The sequence below is a fragment of the Nonomuraea antimicrobica genome (assembly GCF_039536965.1).
GTDB classification, from domain to species: domain Bacteria; phylum Actinomycetota; class Actinomycetes; order Streptosporangiales; family Streptosporangiaceae; genus Nonomuraea; species Nonomuraea antimicrobica.
Map to the genome: position 1 here is coordinate 1 of NZ_BAAAZP010000170.1, position 19,394 is coordinate 19,394.

The following is a 19,394-nucleotide window of genomic DNA, read 5'->3' on the forward strand; positions in this document are numbered from 1 at the left end:
TGGCCACCAGCGGTGACCTCAACCCGGCCACCTGCGGCTACTTTTGCACGGCCACGGACAGCCTCTGGCTCCGGGATGATCGCCGAGCCAGGGACAGGCGCCGTAGGTGGTTGAGGTGGAAGCCTGATCATCCCGCCCGCCTTCGACCCGGGACAAGCCGAGCAGACATGAACCACGGCGTCAAGGTGGTTCGTCCGGCGGGGTGCTCCACCTTGACCCCGTGGCCCATGTCCGCTTCCCCTTCGGGCGGGACGACGGCGGACGGGATGATCAGGTGAGACGCGCGTGCGTCCGCACGGGGATATGGCCGGGTATGTTGCCGCAGCAGACGGAGAACCCGCTGTGGCGAGGGCACTCGACCTCTTCGGACGTTGGGGCAGAAGTAGATGTCCGGGCAGCCACAGTCGTAGAAGTGCGGCAGCGGGTCGGGGAGTTGCGGCGCGATCACGTGCTCCAGGATGCATGGTCGGGAGGCCGTCGTCTGCACTTGGCCCTGACTCGTCGTCGAGTTTCAGTCGAGCAGTTGACGGCTGTCGACCGGCCAGTTCTTGATCCGGGACAATCTCCCTGTGCGTCTCTTATTGCGGTCGGCCTTGGCGGGGTCCACGGTGGCGGTCTTACTGCTGCTTCTCCTTGCCTGGCCGGCCAACGACTCGGATTCTCAGCTCAAGTTGGCAATGGCGTTCGCGCTGGCGCCCTTCCCGCTCAGCATGTTGGCTGCGTGGGTGGGCCGCCTGCCCTACTGGCCGGCCGTTGGTCTGGTGGCCCCCTTCGTCATGCTGGCGGTCGTCGTACTCCAGCCGCAGTATGGCTCCTGGGTGTCCAACGAGACCCTTGCGTTCGGCATGCTGATCGGGATCCCCGTGGTGGTCGGCTTCATGCTCACGGCCCTGCTCTGTGCCCTGCTCGCCGGAAAGACCGCACGCCCAGCAGAAGAAGATACGGCGTAGGGCGCAGGTGGAAGCCTGGTCACCGTGTTCAGTCTTCCGGCTGTTCCGGTCCCAGCGGTGGCCGTGCAATATGCGTGCAATGATCATGAGCCTCATGGCCGCGGCGCAAGGCCCTGTTGCAGGTAGAAGGCCGTTCCTCCGCTGGAACGGTCACGTGCTGTAAAACTGTCGGCTCAGCCTACGCAAGTTCGAACCTTGTAGCTGCCATCAGCAGTAACAGCAGGTCAGAGGCCTTTCGGGACCTCTTCTGCGTTTCAGGGGCGTGCAACCGGATGCCGCCGTGAGTGGGCCGTTTGTCGCTTATCCCGGAATATACCCGGAATGAATCATGGAGCGTTTCCATGGTTGACGCCCGCGATCCGGAACGGCCACGGCTAATACGCGGCGGCACAGAGTGGGGTGCGTGTTGATCGATGCCGACTACCCTAGGGATCAATTTCGCCACGATCTGGCGGACTGTTGTTGACCTCATCGGCAGATGTGTCGGAAGCTCGGCGAATCGTATCAATATCGAGATCCGGATACAATTGAGTCGGTCCGCTGCGCGACCCGCGAGTTACACTCTCGATGGGGCCAATAATTTCATCAAGTCGAGCATCATAAACCCAATTTATATTTCCCTCGCGGGAGAGATTACCGCTTACGCTGATGGCAAGATCATTATCATGGGCGTGAACGGCCCGATGATAATCTTCGGCCGACTCCATGCGTACTCGCAGTTTTTTGTATTCCCCAGGCTTAAGAGCCTCGATGCCTACCACACCGGCTCCGCCCACATGCTTCTTAGTTAGCAGGTGGACTCTTCCTACCACGGTGACCCGTCGAGCAGGAGGAGGAGCCACTAGCCGAGTTGCCGCCTTATATAGGATCTCTGTATCAGAGCTTCGCAGCTCAAATCGTTGAGTTGCTGGGAGGTTTGGGTCCGGCGATAGGGGATCCCATTCGATCGAGATGTCGGCCTCTTCGGCGCTATCAGAAATTCGCGCCAGAGCCACCGTCATTTCGTATGATACGCCTCGCTCAACTCCTACATCAAAGCCTGAGTAAGAAGCAGTTGACCGGTAGTGTGTAATGGCTTCGACAGTAGCTTCGAGAGAGTTTACGACGGCGATATTGAGCTTACGACTCTGAACTACATCTATACCTTCGAAGCCTAACGTGTTAGAAGAGCTGGCGCGAATTGGTACTCGCTCGGCGACGGGGGCGAAGGCGGTGACCACGTAACTTCCAGGAGATGTCTGTCCCATAAGCACACTGTCAAGGTATCTCTTCGCGAATGAGCCAAGCTTATTGCCGTAGTAGCTCATTCTCTCCATATAGGACTTGGCGCCAGCTAGCAGGGACAAGCGGGCCGCTTCAATGAGATTTTCTCCGCCGGTCCATGAAATTAGCCCTGAAGGAAGGCGTGTCTCTTTTCGAAACTGGAACTGGTCGACTGCATCGACCATTAGGCGAGGTGCGATAAGGCGATCCCACTGCTCGCGATACGGTGATGATCTTATCTCAACTATCGCAGCTGTAATAAGATCTGTGAAGTCTGGCGCTTCAACGTCGAGGGGCACGAGGATGGATGAGCTTCTGTCATCCTCCTCACCCGGAGGGATGAAGCGATTATAGGAGCCCCGCCGGCCACCCACCAAGCGCCAGCCCACATCTTCCAGTAGCACAGTTAGCCGGATTGGGTCAACTGGCCCCTGAACTGAAGAGTCGCCAGAGTTATTCACTATAACGCCTCCCCGCGATCAAGCCTATCCATGATCTGCTTCAGCGCTCGAACGTCGAATATATTTCCCGTAGGTATGCGAACCGATGGCGCTTGTACGCCCGGCTTTATATTTGCACCTTCCAGGCTTACCCAGTAACAGGAGTGTGAAATTAGCAAATTCTCGTGTGTTGCAAGAGTCCAGTTGGCTTGGACGGTGGGCATTGCCATAACTATCAGTATTGCCTTCGGGTTGCTTCTGCGCTTAACTAGATGCTCCATGTACTGGCGCTTTTTGAACTGATAGCTGAAAAAATTCTTAGTCGTGTCCGGCTTGATAGTCATCGTGCTTTTGAGCTGCGCATAGACGCTTACCTCCTCCTCTGATGTGGATTCGGGAGGACGAATGAGCTGGATATCTATGCCGAAAACGTCGCGTCGTTTGAACTCCACGGTGCAGCCTGCTGCTGATGCTACCCCCATGACGTACGCTTCCTGCAGTTGTTCCATGCATGTCGTGAAGTGCTTAGACCTTGTGTCTTGAGCCGAACCGTAAGCGTCAATGAACGCGTCCGACACTCCGACCTCCTACTATCCGCACTCACGACCACCACGAGTGTAGACAATATGCCGATATCGGAAAAGATGGAGACTGCGATAGTTATGTCTTTGTGTGTGCAGGCTTGATCGAACATTTCGGTCGCGCAAATCCATATATTCATCCCAGCCTATTTGTATTGTAACTCTAGGTACAGAAGCTTCAACTCGTAGACGCCTTCAAGTGTGGGACACCTGCCTTCGCCCTACGGGGGAACCCGTTCGGGCATCGCCGTACTGGACGATTGTGATCCGAGCTGACAATGCGGTTTGCTCGCAAAGCGCGCCGTACGAGGCCGGCTCGTGACTTGAGAGGGCCGAGGCGCATCTCCCCGCCGTCGAGTTCGAGGAACTGTTGCCGGACGTCCACCGTGTGGCGTTCAAGGGCGGCGCTCCGCGCCGCCGCGCGGCCCTGCGCTCGGCCGCACGCTGCACGTGCGGCCTGGGGGTCGTTCTCGCGCGCGCCCGTGCTGAGACCGCACGGCCACGAAGCACGACGCAGCCATCGCTACCTGATCCAGACCGTCCCGCCACTACCGGCCAACCTGCTGACCTGACTTTCGACAGGGGTACGAGCTGACGATCGACGGATGATCCATCCGACCCATCCGCGACAGGCTCGCTCCCATGAACATGCACTTCCCCGGACGGTGGATCGGTGGCGTGACGCTCATTCTGGGGCCGGTCGTCCTGTGCGCCGGATACCTGCTGCGCTACCTGAGCTCGACCACCGCCCTCACCCCTCAGCAGCAGGCGTGGGCCGAGACGAAGCCGTTCGCCGCCTACGGCCAGCTCCTCGCCTACACATCAGCACCCGCCCTGCTCACGCTCTCCTACGCGGTCTTCGCGCTGGGGGCGGTACTGATCTTCCCTGCCTTCATCGCACTGGCACAGCGAGTGGGGAGCGGCCTTGCGTTTTGGGGTGCCACGCTGCTGGTCGCCGGGCTCTTTGCCCGCCTGTACTTCACCGGTGCGGACCAGACCGCCTTCCAGCTCACCGAGGTCCTCGGACTGGACCAGGCGACGAACGCCATCATGAAGGAGTACGTCGACATCTCCTATGGGCCATGGCGGGTACCGGTTTGGGCCTCGGTCGGCCAGTACGCGGGCTCGCTCCTACTGGCCATCGCAGCCTGGCGCTCCGGCATATTCGGCACCGCCCGGGCCTTGATGCTGCTGCTGGCGGGAGGCACCTGGATGGGCGTGCTGAAGGCTGCCTCGATCCCCGATGTGCTGGTCACCGTCCTACTGTGTGTGGCGCTGGTCCCGCTGGGCACGCAGGTGCTGCGTGAGCGGCTATCGGCCCCAACCGGCCGGTCGAAGGTGCTGAGCTGGTGAGCGGAACCGGTCTGCGGCGACGCCCGGGAACATGCCGCAGTCACGCCCGGCCACGGTGACAACCAATCATGCCTCCGGCCGGGGCCTCTGACTCCGGGATGATCCCTGCTCGGTGGCCAAGGTCGGTCTGTGGCTAAGGTGGAAGCCTGATCATCCCGCCGGCCATCGACGCGGGACAAGCCGAGCAGACTAGGGCCACGGGGCCAAGGTCGCTCGTCCGGTGGGGCGCTCCACCTTGCCCCATGGCCCTGGCCCGCTTCCCCTTCGGGCGGGACGACGGCAGACGGGATGATCAGGCGGGCAGGGTGCGCGCGGCGCACGGGAAAACACCAGGTCGCGGGCTGATCGCCGTGCCATTAGCGTGCCATTGAGGGTGGTCAACAGGGGTCAGTCACGGTCACTGGCGGACTGCCTGTCGTCCAGGTCGAGGCGGTCGTCCTCGAAGATCAGACCGACTTGCAAGCAGGAAGTCAGGAGTTCGAATCTCCTAGGCTCCACTACAGGTCAAAGGCCACTCCCCCTGATCGGGAAGTGGCCTTTTCGATCTTGCACAGCTGCAGAGTACAGCCACGCGTGCAACCGTAGCCAGACTTAGCGCACTCACACCTTCAAAACTGGGAGCCCACTCCCGGGCTCCTGGAGCATATGGGCCGGGGCAGTTGCAGGCTGGGCATCTGTGGATGCCGCGGGTGCTGCCCGCCGTTCCGCGCCGCTGCGGGTGGTGGGTTGCGCCCTCCTCCACGGTAGGGTCCTGATCTTCGCGTCGTCCTTCGGAGGAGTCATGTCCCGTCTCAAGCTTCCCCAGCCGGCGCCCGGTGATGTGCTATTGGTCTGCACGTGCTACGAGGACGGCAAAGCCTTGTGGGGCGAACTGCTCGACGAGATGGGAGGCCATCAAGAAGGCGACGTGCTCGTCCTCGGGGGCAGCGGGGCGCGGCTGCGCCTGGTCGAGAACCCCGGATGGGATTACCTGCACGGCGGTAACGTCCCGGCGCTCATCCTGGACGGCGGCTCCGTGCCGCCGGTCGTCGTCTTGGCGGACATCCCCGTGGTGTACGGCGGGGATGGGCCACTGCTGGTGGACTTGGCGGCGATACCCGGGCGCGGCGTCCGGGTTCCGCCGGCCCGGCTCGGCGAGATCCTGGCCGCCCTGCTGGGCGGCGCGCTCGCCTTCGACGACCTGGTGCGCAACATGGACACCTGCGGCATGTACCTGGGGGACGGCGGCCGGCCGGCCTTCCCCGTGCCGACGGCGCCACCGTACCGGTCCTTCCCCGCACTGCCCTCCACCGCCACGGCCCTGCTGGTCCGCATCTCCTTCGACGACGAGCAGGGCTGGCGCGCTCTGCTGGACGAGCTGGGCGGGGCCGACGGGGACGGGCGGCTCGGCGCGGACCTGAACCCGGACGAGATCGACGTGGATCACTACCCGCTGGAGGCGCTGGTCGTCGACGACCGGGCCTTTGAGGGGCTCCAGCCGGGCCAGGTCCCGGCGCTGGTGCCGCCCGAGGAGCACACCACGTTGGTCGCGCTCGCCGACGATCGGACCTTCGCCGAGCCCGGCCGACCGCTGATCGTTGTCGACCTGTACGACACCCCAGGACAACCCGCCCTCCTTCCATGCCGCATGGTCGGGTCGCTCGCGTGCAACCTGGAGATCGCCAACATGGACTTCCACGAGTTCGTCGCCGAGGAGGGTGTGGAGCCATGGTGGGAGGGCTCCTGAACTTCATCGCTGCGGCGGCCTGGGGGCCGGTCCCGGCCGGCGGCGGGACACCGGGCCGGGCACCGCACGCTGGCCTCGCCGACCGGGGTTGCCACGCCGCCGCACAGGTGCAGCAGCCCTACGATCGCCACGGCATGGCCGGTCGCCGTAGATTCTTGGGGCCATCGACGATCCGTGCTTCGTTCCTCAGGACGGCTCACCGAGCAGTGTGGTTGCGGCCTGCTTCCGAGCTGGGGGAGGGAGCTGAGCTGGCCTCACTCTCCCTGCCTGAGCAACGGCGATCGTGACGCTCAAGTCGGCCATCCCGCCTGTTCCCGATCCGATGGCCGCGATGCCGGCGACGTGGTGATCTGGGACATGCATGATCTCGACACGGGCGGCTTCACCGTGAAGTCGGCGACTGTCGAGGTCGATTCCCTTGTCAAGGGACGAGTGCTCTGTCATCACACCTTTGGCATCGGCGTAGAGGTGGACGATCCGATCCACACGTATGCCCACGCCGGGCGTGCTCTCGTCCGGGATCGCGCCGCCGACACCTTCGCCGATCATCCACGGATCGGTGTACGGATCTCCGGTGTGGTTCTCGGCTACAGCCCTGAGGGGATGCTGTTTTGATCAGCATTCGGCTGAGTGACGTCGTGGCTTGGGTGATCCGGCAGGCGCGTGCCGAAGCTGATTGTCCGCGCGGAATATGTACAGAATGATCTTTGCGGCAAGGACTACCTTCCAGACTGTCTATCCGTGGCCAGCCGCCGAGGTGACTGGGGGAGATCGATGGTCCAGGGCGTCGTTTCTCAGCCCAGTCCACTGGACGCCCTGGCTGGCCCATCACGTGCTCGATGAGATGGTGAGTAAGGGGAACGCGGTCTTGTGGAACGGGCACTTGATCAGTCGTTGTCATCTCGATCAGAGAGCATCCGGAAGCGTCGTGGGTTTCCCATTGCCTTGATGGTTGTTTCCAGCTCGGCTTTCCTTGCTGCTAGGTCCGGACCTGCGGGGTTAGTGAGCCGGTAGCCATACAGACGGACATCGTCGGGGTCGATGTCACCAGGTTCCGGCCTACCCTCCAGGACGAAGCCGAACAGGGCCCGAAGTGCTTCTTCTCCTAGGTCAAGAGGATGGAACGGCAGCGCGTACGGTTCTTGGTCGTCCCAGTGGGGGTCCGGGGGAACAGGACGGTGCCCGGCCCAGTAAGGGGCTTCGAAGGGGAACGGCTGCCCGATGTTCTCCATGATCCCGTTGTCCGGTGAAAGACTGAGTGAGCGGATCAGGTGACCGTCTTCCCAAACGGCGAAGGCGAGCCAGTCCACCACACTGTGCATCGCGTGCAGGATCAGCTTCCGTCCGGCGCTTGCTCTGATCAGATGATCGGGAAGCTGGGAGGGATAGTCGATCATAAGGCGCCGGTCGCAGATGATGTCCACGCCTGGATGGCTCGCCCCATAGGTGATTCCATCAGGTGGATAGGTTCCATCGCCAAGCGAACTGTCGTCGGCCGGCTCTACGTGCCAGCCGGGATGGAGGCAACGGACCATCGTGGTCGTCTCTTCAGCGCTTGGCTCGGAGGCGTGGCGTAGCGCGTCGACGATCTCACCGTCGGCGTAGCCAAGCAGTCCGGTCTTTGCTCCCACGGCTTCCCCCGTCTCCAGTCGCCTGGCACGACAACAGGCCAACCCTAGCGAGCAGGCGCATCAGCGACAGGCGCCGGAATGCCGGTCGAGGCCCCATGCTTTGCTGACGCTGGCGTCCAACTCCAGTTCACGAGCTAACGTGATCATCGTGCCACTAGCGTGCCATTAAGGACGGTCAACAGCGGTCACTCACGGTCACTCGCGGACAGGACCGTCCTCCGCGCAGGTCGAGGCCGTTGCGCTTGAAGATCGGACCGTTTTGCGAGCAGGAAGTCAGGAGTTCGAAGCTCCTAGGCTCCACACATACAAAAGCCCAAGTCAGTGACCTGGGCTTTCGATCTTCCAAGGAGGTATTCGGGGCCTCGTGCCCGTTGCGTGCCCGATGGCTTGTCAAGCGCGCCGCAGGCGAGACCGTCGTGCTTCTGGGCGACCTCGCGCTGACGTTCGTCGGTGGAGTGCTGGTAGATGAGCACGGCGCGCGTGCTGGCGTGTCCCATCCTTGCCATGAGGTCCCCGATGGACGTGTCAGCGTTGGCCGCCAGCGTATTGCCGGTGTGTGTCTGCGCTGAGCAGAAGACCAATGAGCGACTCGACCGGTGGCTGGTCGAAGGCTACTGGTACATAGCCGATTCTGTCCCCAGCCATACCAGCCATCCGAACTTCCCCGGTCCCGAACCACCCCAGCACTACGAGGCCGCCATCGAACGACTCCATGACCTTCAGAACTGGTTCGTCACCGGCCGGTCCCCTTATCTCGCCACCTGCACATGGCCCGATCTCTAGAGCGTGTCTTCAAATGATTACGGCCAGAGCAGGAGTGACAGCGCAGTGGGCGCGGTCTTGTCGCAGTGAGTGGCCAGCCTTGGGACTGCTTGAGCCGGTTGAAGGAGCTCGGCCATGCTGGGTCGTTCGCAGAGGTCAGGGTCGAAGCGGAAATGGGATGCGTCGGAGCCAGTGAGGGCCGTCCCAAGGCTTCCTCGTATCGGGCGATTCATGGGCGATCATTTTCCGCAGGCCTGAAGCGTTCGAGATCAAGATGTGTGCGGCGCGGATCGGATTGTCAGTGGGGTGGGCCATACTCCGCCAAGGCGGGACGATCATCAACAAGGGCGAAGGCGTTGACATGGCACAGTTGCTGCGGAGGCTCGACGACGAGGTCTATATCCAGTACAACACGTTTGGGCTGGACGGCACCGACCTGCCGGCGTGGAGCTCACCCACCGACGAGATCTACCACTTCGTCGCGGGCATGCGGCTGGAGTCCTGGGACGCCGAGCCGGGGCCCGCGGATGCCTCGTGGACGCCGGTCAGTTCGACGACGTTCGTCGCGGAGAGTGGCGTGGTCACGATCGTCGCGATGATGGACGGCAGGGGGCATGACTTCCTGATCGGGCCGCCGCGTTTCGAGTACGGCGTGCACATGTACCTGCGTGAGTCCGAGCCGGGCGACGGGCATGCCACGGGTGAGTGCGACGAGACATGGCTGCTGAGGTTCTGGCCGATCCGGGATGTCTTCGACCCGATCACGCATGCGGCGCCGTTCTCCTACATTGCGCGCGGAGTGCTGTACTACTCGATCGACCTTGAGCCCGAGCAGCTCGTGCAACCGCCGGCGCGGCGGGAGGTGCCGGTGCCGGTCTCGGCGGTGGCGGACTGGGCGTCGCTGCGCGTGGACCCGGACCTGGACACCTTCGACGGCTGGCTGCGTAGGTTGCGCCGCAAGGCCGAGGGCAGGGGCGTCACCGTTCACGAGTTGCTGCGCGAGGGCGGGGTCGACATCGAGGACGGCGCGGACCTCACCCCGGCCTCCTGCACCCCGCCGCGGGCGCGTGCGGGGCGGTTCAAGGATCCGCTGATCGACCGCTACTACGCCGAGCAGGCGTGGCGGGGCTCGTTCTCCGGGCAAAACCTAGGCGGGGATCTGCTGCGCGAGTACGCCGACGGCGAGCGCATCGCCAAGGAGTTGTGCCGCAGCGGCACCCGGACGTTCTCTGTGCCCGTCGAAGGCCGTGGCGCCCTGTATGTACCACTGGGTGTCAGCCGCCGCGTGTGGCGGTGGGAGGACGACATGCTCGGCGGCGAGGTCATGGACGACGGGCTGACAGTGGATCGGCAGGTTCTGGCCAGGAACCCGTGGACCAGGCAGATCCTCGTCTCCGGCATCGTAACGGTCCTACGCCGCGATCACGGCAGGCACGGCTGTGGCGACACCGTCTGGTACGTGGTGCGCGACGCCGAGCCGCACGAGGCGGCCAGGGTCTTGTGCGCGGAGGCCACCTGGGAGGAGGACCCGGATCAGCGCCGGGCCTTGGACGAGGTGGCCAGGGAGAAGCTGATCGACCTGCGGGCCACCTACAGGAGCCGGGAGGGGTGAGGACTGGGCCCCGTCGCGCGGCGCGGGCGCGCTGCCGGGCCGAGGTGGCTGAGCGACTGATGGGTGACAAGAAGCCTCCGGCGGGGGCACTCCGGCTCCGGGTGATCGCTGTGCTGAGAGCAGAGCCGTAGGTGGCTGAGGCGGAAGCTGATCATCCGAGGCGCATCGCTCTGCCGTCGAGTTCGAGGAGCTGTTCGCGGACGTCCACGGTGCGGCGTTCCAGGTCGATGCTGGAGCGTCGCAGCGCGATCGCCTCTCCCCATCTCAGGCTCGCGAACGTGGTCAGCAGGATCAGTGCCTTGAACCGTCTGTCTGCCATCCGGTCGGCCAGTTCGAAGACCTGCGCCACGGTGAGCACCGGCCGTTCCGGGGTGTGTTTCGTTGCCCGCGCCCTTGATGCGGCATGGATTTCGACTGATCAGCTTGTCCTCGTCGACCGCCGTCATCAGCACCGCGCGTAGGAGTCGGTACACCTTGGCGGCGATTGAGGCGCACGGTCAAGCGGCGGCGCGGAGTGCCGCCCGAGCGCGGCCACCCGCTGCGGGTGCGGCCTGGGGGACGTTCTCGCGTGCGCCCGCGCTCGGACCGCGCACACCTATACCTTCCGCACCATGACGCCCGCCGCACGGACGAAGTCCTCCACCGCCACGCGAACTTCCGGAGTCAGAGCCTTCACAGCATCCGCGGTCTCGGCCTCGTTCATGCTCTTGACCAACTCCATGGCGTGGTTCGCGAGTCGTCTGATCTCGACATCCTCTGTGACCAGCTCTACCTGATACAGAGCCGTCCACCCCGCTGCACGTGCGCGCAGGACGTCATCCACCGCCGTGCGGTAGGCCTCGCCGTTCCTGTCGTCTTCGGCCCGCTTACCCCAGGCCCGTCGTTGAGCACTGCGGAAGTCCAGAATCGTACGCGCGAAGTCGCTGTAGATCTTGATCTGCTCACCTCGAAGCCGCTCCGCTCGAGCGAACCTTTCCGACCTGTCGATGGAACGACGCTGGAGCAGGAATGTCATCAGAGATCCTAGGAGGGTCCCCGTGACCGCGATGATGGATGTGACGATCGCCGACATTCCCCGAGTTGACCATGAGATGCATTCGCGTGTGAAGTGCAGCCAGATGCTCTTGCCTCCGGCGGGGGGCCTTGTCGTTGTGCTCGCGGCGGGCGTGGACGGTGCCGAAGGATGGCGTGGTCAGGGTGACGAACGAACAGGTTCGGTAGCCTGGCTGATCGCCGTGCGGGAAAGCGTCCGAGGTGTCGGAGAGGTCGGCGCCGGGATAGTCGTCGCGGCCTTCTGGCGGTGGACGGCCAGCCCCGCGGCGATCACCCAGAAGGGCACCATGCTCGACACCTCGACATATGGGGGACCGAATTCGGCTACCCTCAGCGCCTTCTACGGAAGGACCAGAAAACGGCTGGACTCGAGCGCTGCGACCAGCGCCAGGGGAAGCGCCAGCCGTATCCATCCACGGATGATCGCCACTATCAGCACGATCGCGCCGAGGGTCCAGAACGGTCGGAGAGCCGCACTAGCTGGACCGTCGTGGCGAACGTGGTCGTCGCGACGGCGAGCACGCCCAACTGCAGCCCGTCCCTCCACCAGGGCATTCCCGTGGGTGCGGCGCCGATCAGTGACCTCATCAACGGGACCGCGGAGTCGGGCTTGCCAGCGAAGAGCCTGCCCCAGCCGATCAGGCCACTGACCAGGGGACGAAGCCTGGAGTCGGCCGACAGCTCCAGCCTCTCCAGACAGTTCAAGCTCCGAATCACCTCCAGGGCGAGTGCGGCGTCGGCCGCCGGTGAGGTGGCCTCGTACTCCACCTGCGCACGGATGAAGGTCGCCTCGGCCGCCAAGCGGGGCTCGTTCGTCGAGGAGACGGCTTCGGTGGCGAGACGGTTGGCCCACATGGGGCGTCCGGCGTCGTACGCTGCCCGCGCCGCGTTGACGATACGACGAGCCTTGCCCTCCTTGTCGGTGCTCAGGCGGGCCGCGTGCTCGTACGCGGCGGCGACCGCCATGGTGCCGCCCCGGTCCTGGGCCCGCCGCGCGACTTGTTCGAGCTCTCCGGCGATCTTCTCGTCGGGCCCGGTGACCGCCGCCGCCCGGTGCCACGTCCGGCGATCAGCGTGTCGCTGACCGGTCAGTATGGCGGCGGATGCCGGAACCTCACCTCGTCCCCTGAGACCGAGATGAACCGCGCCTGCTCAGCAGGTCCCAGATCGCTCGCGTCCGCACCGGCCCGGGCGGCGGCGCGGAGGATCACGTTGAGACCGGCGTTCTCGGCGGCCGCCGCCACCGCCATGAGCAGGCGGGTGGCCGGGGGCAGCGCGGCGAGTTGGGGGCGGAAGACGTCCTGGACCCGGCCGGCGACCCGCAGTGGGCCGGCCTGGTCACCGGGAACCGGACGCCCGGACCTGATCTCCGAGCCGAGTTCGATGATGGCCAGCGGGTTGCCGTCGGCCTCGGCCAGCACCCGCTTCTGAACGGGCGTCGTCAGGCCGGGTGTCCGTACGTTCAGGAGCTGGTTTGCGGCGGCAGGGCTCAAGGCGGCGAGCCGGACGCCCTCGAGCCCCGGCACGGGGGAGCGGTCACCTTCGTCGCGGAAGGCGAAAAGCATGGTGATGGGATCGTCGCTGAGTCGCCGCGCGGCGAACAGCAGGGCATCCGATGAGGCTTGATCGAGCCACTGGGCGTCGTCGACCACGTAGAGCACGGGACGTTCACCGGCGATGTCGGCAAGGAGGGTCAAGGACGCCGCACCGATGAGAAAACGGTCCCGCATGCCGGTGTCGGCGAGGCCGAAGGCCCCGCGCAGTGCCGTCGCCTGCGGGCCTGGCAGCGCCACGACGCGGTCGGGGTAGCGGTGGAGGAGCAGATGGAGAGCACCGAACGGGACTTCGGCCTCGGACTCGATCCCGACCGCGGAGATCACGGCCATGTCGTGTGCCGTCGTGACGGCGTACTTGAGGAGGCGGATTTGCCGATGCCGGCCTCACCGTGGATCGCCAGCGCGCCGCTGCGCCCGAGCCGGGCATCGGAGAGGAGCCGAGCGATCCGCTCCTGCTCAGACTCGCGCCCCACCAGCATGGGCAAACGGTAGCAAAGTGCCGACCTGGAAACCGGGGTGTGCTGGTTGGCGCGTGCTGATCGCGGCTCTCTTTTTGCGGCTTTGTAGGAGCAGCTCAGGCCCACTTGGCGTGATTTATGCCTTTCGGTTACGTGACCTACAGTATGGGGGTGATCCAGCACGAAGCTGACCCAGCGGCCGATGCTGCTCCTTTTCTTGCTGAGCGTGTGTGTGGCGGGTGCGGAGAACGGTACCGCGTCGCCTCGCGCGGGGAAGGAGGGCCGTTTCACTTCCGGGCGATGGCTATGGAAGCCGGGCCGGGATCCAGCGTACGGATTATCGGTCACTGGCGTTCGGGGGGCTGGAATCCCGGAGAAACGCTCGAACTTCGGCGTCGGGATGGCTTCAGACTCCCTATCATGAGGGCTCAGTTGGAGCCGGCCGCCGGCGCTGCGAGCGAACTACGAGGACAGCGCACCCTTCTGGTGCCGTCACACCGGTCGCTTCAAGTCGGCGGCTGCGTCTGGGCGATACCTTCTCAGGAGTAGTTAGCTCTGCCTGCGACGCGCACTGTGGAGAGGCGGCTCTCAGGAGACGTGCAACATACAACCAGCGCAAACGGCACGTCGTTGGCTTGTGATTCATTGCTTTGTGCTCAAGGTGTGCGGCGAGGGAATAACGCCGAGAGCATGAAGTACGAGCCTATCAGGGTGCATCCGACCGCCAGAAGGTTCAGCGCCAGAGACAGCGTGCGTGACCAGCCCATCGCCATGTTGGACAGTGCCAGGAAAACGCAGAAAAGACCTATGAATAGCTGGCCCGAACCGAAGCGGCGAGGCGCATTTATTGCGCTCTTGCCGAGCATCGGACGGGGAATTTTATTGGTGACCATCAGGTATATTCCGAAGGCGACTGGAAAACATCCGACACCCAGAACGACTGGCCACATCACGGTGAAGTCCACTAAGTCAGCTCCTCGGTTTCGCAGGACGTTCGATCGAGGAACATCTTGTCGAACCGCCTGAGGCGGATCAAGTGGCGGGCGGTCATCATCGCGTCGAATGTCGCGATGCTTCTCACGTCACGTCAGCCTAGCGGATCACACCTTCACTTCCATCATGAGTCGGGGAGCAGGAGTCGCAGAAGTACGCCAACCGCGCTCATGCCCGGACGTGCAAGCCGAGTGAACGCGCTATCGGCCGGCGCAATGGGTCCTCGGCAAACTGCGGTGCTGCACCTCCCCGGCATGCTGTATCGCCGAAGCCATCCATGTCTGCTATGTCGCGATGGCGGGCTACGCCGAAGTGGGTCACTCGATCGCCCTGATTCCGTGAGAAGGCAGGGTTACGTTTGCTCTCGTAATTTCCCTCACGTGGGGCGACCGATACCCCGGCCAAGGTCCTTCTTCGCCATCCTTTGCCCCTGGCCCCTTGCTCTCCGGATTGGCGAGGCAGGTGGGAAGATTATGCAGGTGGGGGAGTGTCGAAGGCGGAGTGGGCGAGGCGGTCTTGAGTGAGTCGCCGATGGTGAGCGGGAATTTGGTGGGCGTTCATTGCCCGTTGCAACAGGTCAGAGTCGAACCCGTGCGTACCCAGGTAGTCGAGGAGAGGGTCGTATCGGTCGGGCCGGTCTCGCAGGAGTTCCGTGACCAACCGGAGTTCCAGCCGAACCACCGGCACCTGGTGCGAGCCGCACGTGATCAGGACGTAATGCTGCCACGGGCCGCTGCCCGCACATTCCATTCCGTCTGAATCGACTTGCCGCTCGACGGTGCTGAGCTCCACTTCGATGCCATTCACCTCGAACCTGGTGAAGTACTGCGACGATTCGGGGAACCATGAGGCGGCATATAGGCAGCGGAACGATGAGAGTGCTGCGGCAAACGTGTTCACGTCCTCCCGGCTGGCGAGCAGGATGTCGATGTCCCCGGCAGGGATCGGGACGCCTTGCAGGAGTGCGGCGCTTGTGCCGCACACGCGGTACGCCGTGTCGGTCTTCGCGGCTTCGAGCGCATCGAGCGTGATGTTCAATGCCGTAGTTACATCCGTCAGGTTCAATGATCTTGCGCCGTGGTCCATGGGGATGAACGTAACAATCATGCGAGTGCCCGCGTCAGGCGGCCGGTCCGGGTATCTCTCCTTCTTGTCCTGGTCGGGGTTGATCCCGGGGCGGCCGGAGTGGCGCGCATCGGCAGGTAGATCAGAGAGCGTGGCGATCGGGCCGCGAGCAGCCACAATGCGCCGATCCGTCGGCCATCCGCTCGGTCCACGTCCGGCCTTGTACGGGGTGATGGGCAGACCTTTGGTGAAGGGACATCCGGGCTGAACTTCCGGGCGGGCGCTTGGCGGAGGTGGGGAACGGATCGCGACCATGCTCACCGGCGCCGCTCGTCGCCCTGTGATCCCCGTTACGGCTTTGCTCACGTTTCAAGCCTGCCGCGTGGCGGCGGGGCGAGTGGTGATGATTCACGGCTGACGGCGGTTCGTTGCAACGGGTCGTCAGGTGTTCGGCTCTCGTGAGAGGGAGTCGACGAATGCCTCGGCCTCCGCCTGGCTCATCTCCTCGGTGCTTCGCGTGAGGAAGACGGCCTGCTTCCGGTTGCCTGCTTCGAGCAGCCTGCGAACCCGGGTGGTCAGGTCACCCTCGTCGAACACTGGGAAGCCCGGCAGGACCCCGCCCCCGCGCAGAACCTCTGCGACCTCCACCGCGATCTGCCGGGACACCTGGGACTCCGCGCGGATCAGCTCGACGGCGTCGCTGAACCTGCCCGCCTCGATGAGGTCATGGGCCCGGACCTGGACGTCGACAGGAGTGATGTGATCCAGGCCGACGTAAATGCGCGTCACCCTGCGGCGACGTGCCCACCTGCCGATCCCGACGCCGACGATCACCAGCAGCAGGATGAGGAGGATCGACGTCACCGTGTCCAAGCCGAACATGCGCCGATCGTAGTGAGGCGTACCGACAGATCTGGGTCTCGGCGCCAGGCTGAGGCCGCGACAGCTCAGGGCCGCGCCTGGTGCCGAAGGTGAAACGTCCGGGACGGCCTTCCACGGCCGGCCCGGACGTTGGTGGATCGGGTGAGGCCCGACCCAGTGGGACGATCAGGCCAGGTCGAACCGGTCCAGGTCCATGACCTTGGTCCAGGCGGCCACGAAGTCGTTCACGAACTTCTCCTTGGCGTCGTCGCTCGCGTAGACCTCGGCGAGGGCCCGCAGCTCCGAGTTGGAGCCGAAGACCAGGTCGACCCGGGTGCCGGTCCACTTGACCTCGCCCGTGGCCGAGTCGCGGCCCTCGAACGTGTTCTGGTCCTCGGACGTCGCCTTCCACGTCGTGCCCAGGTCGAGCAGGTTGACGAAGAAGTCGTTGGTCAGCGAGCCGGGAGCCGTGGTGAAGACGCCGTGCGCCGTCTGCTGGTGGTTCGCGCCCAGGACGCGCAGGCCGCCGACGAGGACGGTCAGCTCGGGGGCGCTCAGCGTCAGCAGGTTGGCGCGGTCGATCAGCAGGTACTCGGCCGGCAGCCGGTTGCCCTTGCCGACGTAGTTGCGGAACCCGTCGGCGGTCGGCTCGAGCGCGGCGAACGACTCCACGTCCGTCTGCTCCTGCGAGGCGTCCGCACGGCCCGGTGTGAAGGCCACCTGGACGTCGAAGCCGGCGTCCTTGGCGGCCTGCTCGACGGCGGCGCCACCGGCCAGCACGATCAGGTCGGCCAGCGAGACCTGCTTGCCGCCGGTCTGGGAGCCGTTGAAGGACTTCTGGATGCCCTCCAGCGTGCCCAGCACCGTCGAGAGCTGGTCGGGGTCGTTGACCTCCCAGCCGCTCTGCGGCTGCAGGCGGATGCGGGCGCCGTTGGCGCCGCCGCGCTTGTCGCTGCCGCGGAAGGACGAGGCCGCGGCCCACGCCGTGGACACGAGCTCCGACACCGTCAGGCCCGAGGCGAGGACCTGGGCCTTGAGGGCGGCGACGTCGTCGGCGTCCACGAGCTGGTGCGTCACCGCGGGCAGGGGGTCCTGCCACAGCAGCACCTCGGACGGGACCTCGGAGCCGAGGTAGCGCACGATCGGGCCCATGTCGCGGTGGGTCAGCTTGAACCAGGCGCGGGCGAAGGCGTCGGCGAACTCGTCGGGGTTCGCGTGGAAGCGCCGCGAGATCTGCTCGTAGACCGGGTCGACGCGCAGCGACAGGTCGGTCGTGAGCATCGTCGGGGCGTGGCTCTTGGACGCGTCGTGGGCGTCGGGGACGGTGTCGGCGCCCGCGCCGTCCTTCGGCCGCCACTGGTTCGCGCCCGCGGGGCTCTGGAACAGCTCCCACTCGTAGCCGAAGAGGATGTCGAAGAAGCTGTTGTCCCAGGCCGTCGGGGTGTTCGTCCAGATGCCCTCAAGGCCGCTGGTGATCGCGTCGCCGCCCTTGCCGGTGCCGAACGTGCTCTTCCAGCCCAGGCCCTGGTCCTCGATCGAGGCGCCCTCGGGGTCGGGACCGACGTGCTCGGCCGGGCCCGCGCCGTGGGTCTTGCCGAACGTGTGACCGCCGGCGATCAGGGCGACCGTCTCCTCGTCGTTCATCGCCATCCGGCGGAACGTCTCACGGATGTCGCGGGCGGCGGCCAGCGGGTCGGGGTTGCCGTTCGGGCCCTCAGGGTTGACGTAGATGAGGCCCATCTGCACCGCGCCGAGCGGGCTCTCCAGCTCGCGGTCGCCGGTGTAGCGCGCGTCGCCGAGCCAGGTGGTCTCGGGGCCCCAGTAGACGTCCTCGTCGGGCTCCCAGACGTCGGCGCGGCCACCGGCGAAGCCGAAGGTCTTGAAGCCCATCGACTCCAGGGCCACGTTGCCGGCCAGGATCAAGAGGTCGGCCCACGAGAGGCCCTGGCCGTACTTCTTCTTGACCGGCCACAGCAGGCGGCGGGCCTTGTCCAGGTTCCCGTTGTCCGGCCAGCTGTTGAGCGGGGCGAAGCGCTGCTGGCCCGCCCCGGCGCCGCCGCGGCCGTCACTGATCCGGTACGTGCCCGCGCTGTGCCATGCCATCCGGATGATGAACGGGCCGTAGTGGCCGAAGTCGGCCGGCCAGAAGTCCTGCGAGGTCGTCAGCACCTCGGCGATGTCCCGCTTCACGGCCGGGAGATCGAGGGTCTTGAACGCCGCGGCGTAGTCGAACTCCTCGCCGAGCGGGTTGGCCACGGCCGGGTTCTTGGCAAGGATCTTCAGGTTGAGCTGCTCCGGCCACCACTGGCGGTTGCCTCCGCCCTGGGTCGGGTGCGCGGCGCGTACGTGCACGACCGGGCAGGCGCCTTCGCCTTCGGGGACGTTTGCTTCATGGTTCTCGGACATGGAAACCCTTCCGGATCAGGGGAGAAATACGGTGCTCATGAACTGCGGTTGCTGGAACAACCGGGGCACAGGCCCCAGTAGATGACCTCGGCCTCCTCGATCGAGAATCCGTGGTCGTCGGACGCGGTCAGGCATGGCGCGTGCCCCACCGCGCAGTCGACGTCGGCGACGGCACCGCACGAACGGCAGACGATGTGGTGGTGGTTGTCGCCGACACGTCCCTCGAACCGGGCGGGGCTGCCGGCCGGCTCGATGCGGCGTACGAGCCCCGCGGCGGTGAGCGCGTTGAGTGCCTCGTACACGGCTTGCAGGGAGATGTGACCCACACGATCGCGCACTCCGGAGGCGATCGCCTCGACGCCGAGGTGGTCACCGCCCCGGACGGTCGCGAGCAGCGCGACGCGGGCGGCCGTGACTCGCAGGCCGGCACCGCGCAGCTCCTCGGCGATGGACGGAGTCCTGGATGCGGTCATGCTGCCAAACTTAGTCGGACAAACACGAATGCTACAAGAGAACGAGTCTCCCAAGTTTAGGTCTGAGTCAGGCAACGGTTTCGCCTGGTCAGGCGAGGGGTATCCGAAGGATCATCGGCTCACGACGGAAGGGCCGTCAGCGGCGGTGGTTTTCAGGTGGCGTCGTTCCGCGCCCAGGCTAACGGGCGCAGACCAACGGGCGCAGACCAAC

Annotated in this window: 19 protein-coding genes; 6 read left to right on the forward strand and 13 right to left on the reverse strand. The window is 64.9% G+C overall.

Going from position 1 to position 19,394, the window contains the following annotated elements:
- Positions 1 to 608 precede the first annotated feature (608 nt).
- Positions 609 to 950, forward strand: coding sequence for a hypothetical protein (locus ABD844_RS40670; RefSeq protein ID WP_344890788.1), 342 nt, complete (start codon positions 609 to 611; stop codon positions 948 to 950).
- Positions 951 to 1,375: 425 nt separating this feature from the next.
- Here ABD844_RS40670 and ABD844_RS40675 read toward each other — a convergent pair whose 3' ends face one another.
- Positions 1,376 to 2,674: a hypothetical protein gene (locus ABD844_RS40675; protein WP_344890792.1), complete on the reverse strand. Its 1,299-nt coding sequence runs from the start codon at positions 2,672 to 2,674 to the stop codon at positions 1,376 to 1,378.
- Positions 2,674 to 3,231, reverse strand: coding sequence for a DUF4365 domain-containing protein (locus tag ABD844_RS40680; protein WP_344890795.1), 558 nt, complete (start codon positions 3,229 to 3,231; stop codon positions 2,674 to 2,676). The genes ABD844_RS40675 and ABD844_RS40680 overlap by 1 nt, the downstream gene beginning before the upstream one ends.
- A 645-nt stretch (positions 3,232 to 3,876) precedes the next feature.
- Between ABD844_RS40680 and ABD844_RS40685 the strand changes: the two genes are divergently transcribed.
- From ABD844_RS40685 to ABD844_RS40695, 3 genes are all read left to right on the forward strand, one after another.
- On the forward strand, positions 3,877 to 4,587 hold the full coding sequence (locus tag ABD844_RS40685; RefSeq protein ID WP_344890799.1) for a hypothetical protein: 711 nt from the start codon (positions 3,877 to 3,879) through the stop codon (positions 4,585 to 4,587).
- Between the two features lie 781 nt (positions 4,588 to 5,368).
- Positions 5,369 to 6,313, forward strand: coding sequence for a DUF6924 domain-containing protein (locus tag ABD844_RS40690; protein WP_344890802.1), 945 nt, complete (start codon positions 5,369 to 5,371; stop codon positions 6,311 to 6,313).
- A gap of 342 nt (positions 6,314 to 6,655) precedes the next feature.
- Positions 6,656 to 6,928, forward strand: a complete 273-nt coding sequence (locus ABD844_RS40695; RefSeq protein ID WP_344890805.1) for a hypothetical protein — start codon at positions 6,656 to 6,658, stop codon at positions 6,926 to 6,928.
- Positions 6,929 to 7,200: 272 nt separating this feature from the next.
- On the opposite strand, the gene ABD844_RS40700 is transcribed toward ABD844_RS40695, so the two are convergent.
- Positions 7,201 to 7,944 (reverse strand): DUF6928 family protein, encoded by a 744-nt coding sequence (locus ABD844_RS40700; protein WP_344890808.1) that lies wholly within the window; start codon positions 7,942 to 7,944, stop codon positions 7,201 to 7,203.
- Between the two features lie 465 nt (positions 7,945 to 8,409).
- Between ABD844_RS40700 and ABD844_RS40705 the strand changes: the two genes are divergently transcribed.
- Together ABD844_RS40705 and ABD844_RS40710 are read left to right on the forward strand one after the other, a co-directional pair.
- Entirely contained in the window at positions 8,410 to 8,727 is a 318-nt protein-coding gene (locus ABD844_RS40705) for a hypothetical protein (protein WP_344890811.1), read from the forward strand.
- Between the two features lie 340 nt (positions 8,728 to 9,067).
- Positions 9,068 to 10,318: a hypothetical protein gene (locus tag ABD844_RS40710; protein ID WP_344890814.1), complete on the forward strand. Its 1,251-nt coding sequence runs from the start codon at positions 9,068 to 9,070 to the stop codon at positions 10,316 to 10,318.
- A 151-nt stretch (positions 10,319 to 10,469) separates the two neighbouring features.
- On the opposite strand, the gene ABD844_RS40715 is transcribed toward ABD844_RS40710, so the two are convergent.
- The 10 genes from ABD844_RS40715 to ABD844_RS40760 all read right to left on the reverse strand — a co-directional run bounded on the left by ABD844_RS40715 (position 10,470) and on the right by ABD844_RS40760 (position 19,183).
- Complete coding sequence (locus ABD844_RS40715; RefSeq protein ID WP_344890817.1) at positions 10,470 to 10,676, reverse strand: site-specific integrase; 207 nt, start codon at positions 10,674 to 10,676, stop codon at positions 10,470 to 10,472.
- Between the two features lie 237 nt (positions 10,677 to 10,913).
- Complete coding sequence (locus ABD844_RS40720) at positions 10,914 to 11,333, reverse strand: hypothetical protein (protein ID WP_344890820.1); 420 nt, start codon at positions 11,331 to 11,333, stop codon at positions 10,914 to 10,916.
- A gap of 470 nt (positions 11,334 to 11,803) precedes the next feature.
- Positions 11,804 to 12,337, reverse strand: a complete 534-nt coding sequence (locus tag ABD844_RS40725; RefSeq protein ID WP_344890824.1) for a hypothetical protein — start codon at positions 12,335 to 12,337, stop codon at positions 11,804 to 11,806.
- Between the two features lie 122 nt (positions 12,338 to 12,459).
- Positions 12,460 to 13,257 (reverse strand): hypothetical protein, encoded by a 798-nt coding sequence (locus ABD844_RS40730; RefSeq protein WP_344890827.1) that lies wholly within the window; start codon positions 13,255 to 13,257, stop codon positions 12,460 to 12,462.
- Positions 13,248 to 13,406, reverse strand: a complete 159-nt coding sequence (locus tag ABD844_RS40735) for an ATP-binding protein (RefSeq protein WP_344890830.1) — start codon at positions 13,404 to 13,406, stop codon at positions 13,248 to 13,250. Before ABD844_RS40735 ends, ABD844_RS40730 begins: the two co-directional genes overlap by 10 nt.
- A gap of 635 nt (positions 13,407 to 14,041) precedes the next feature.
- On the reverse strand, positions 14,042 to 14,350 hold the full coding sequence (locus ABD844_RS40740; protein WP_344890834.1) for a hypothetical protein: 309 nt from the start codon (positions 14,348 to 14,350) through the stop codon (positions 14,042 to 14,044).
- 499 nt (positions 14,351 to 14,849) lie between these two features.
- Positions 14,850 to 15,764 carry a hypothetical protein gene (locus ABD844_RS40745; protein WP_344890837.1) on the reverse strand — a complete coding sequence of 305 codons (915 nt, stop codon included), beginning with the start codon at positions 15,762 to 15,764 and terminating at the stop codon, positions 14,850 to 14,852.
- A gap of 120 nt (positions 15,765 to 15,884) precedes the next feature.
- Complete coding sequence (locus ABD844_RS40750) at positions 15,885 to 16,325, reverse strand: hypothetical protein (protein WP_344890840.1); 441 nt, start codon at positions 16,323 to 16,325, stop codon at positions 15,885 to 15,887.
- Between the two features lie 165 nt (positions 16,326 to 16,490).
- On the reverse strand, positions 16,491 to 18,710 hold the full coding sequence (katG, locus tag ABD844_RS40755; RefSeq protein WP_344890843.1) for a catalase/peroxidase HPI: 2,220 nt from the start codon (positions 18,708 to 18,710) through the stop codon (positions 16,491 to 16,493).
- A 35-nt stretch (positions 18,711 to 18,745) separates the two neighbouring features.
- Positions 18,746 to 19,183, reverse strand: a complete 438-nt coding sequence (locus tag ABD844_RS40760; RefSeq protein ID WP_344890846.1) for a Fur family transcriptional regulator — start codon at positions 19,181 to 19,183, stop codon at positions 18,746 to 18,748.
- Positions 19,184 to 19,394: the final 211 nt, after the last annotated feature.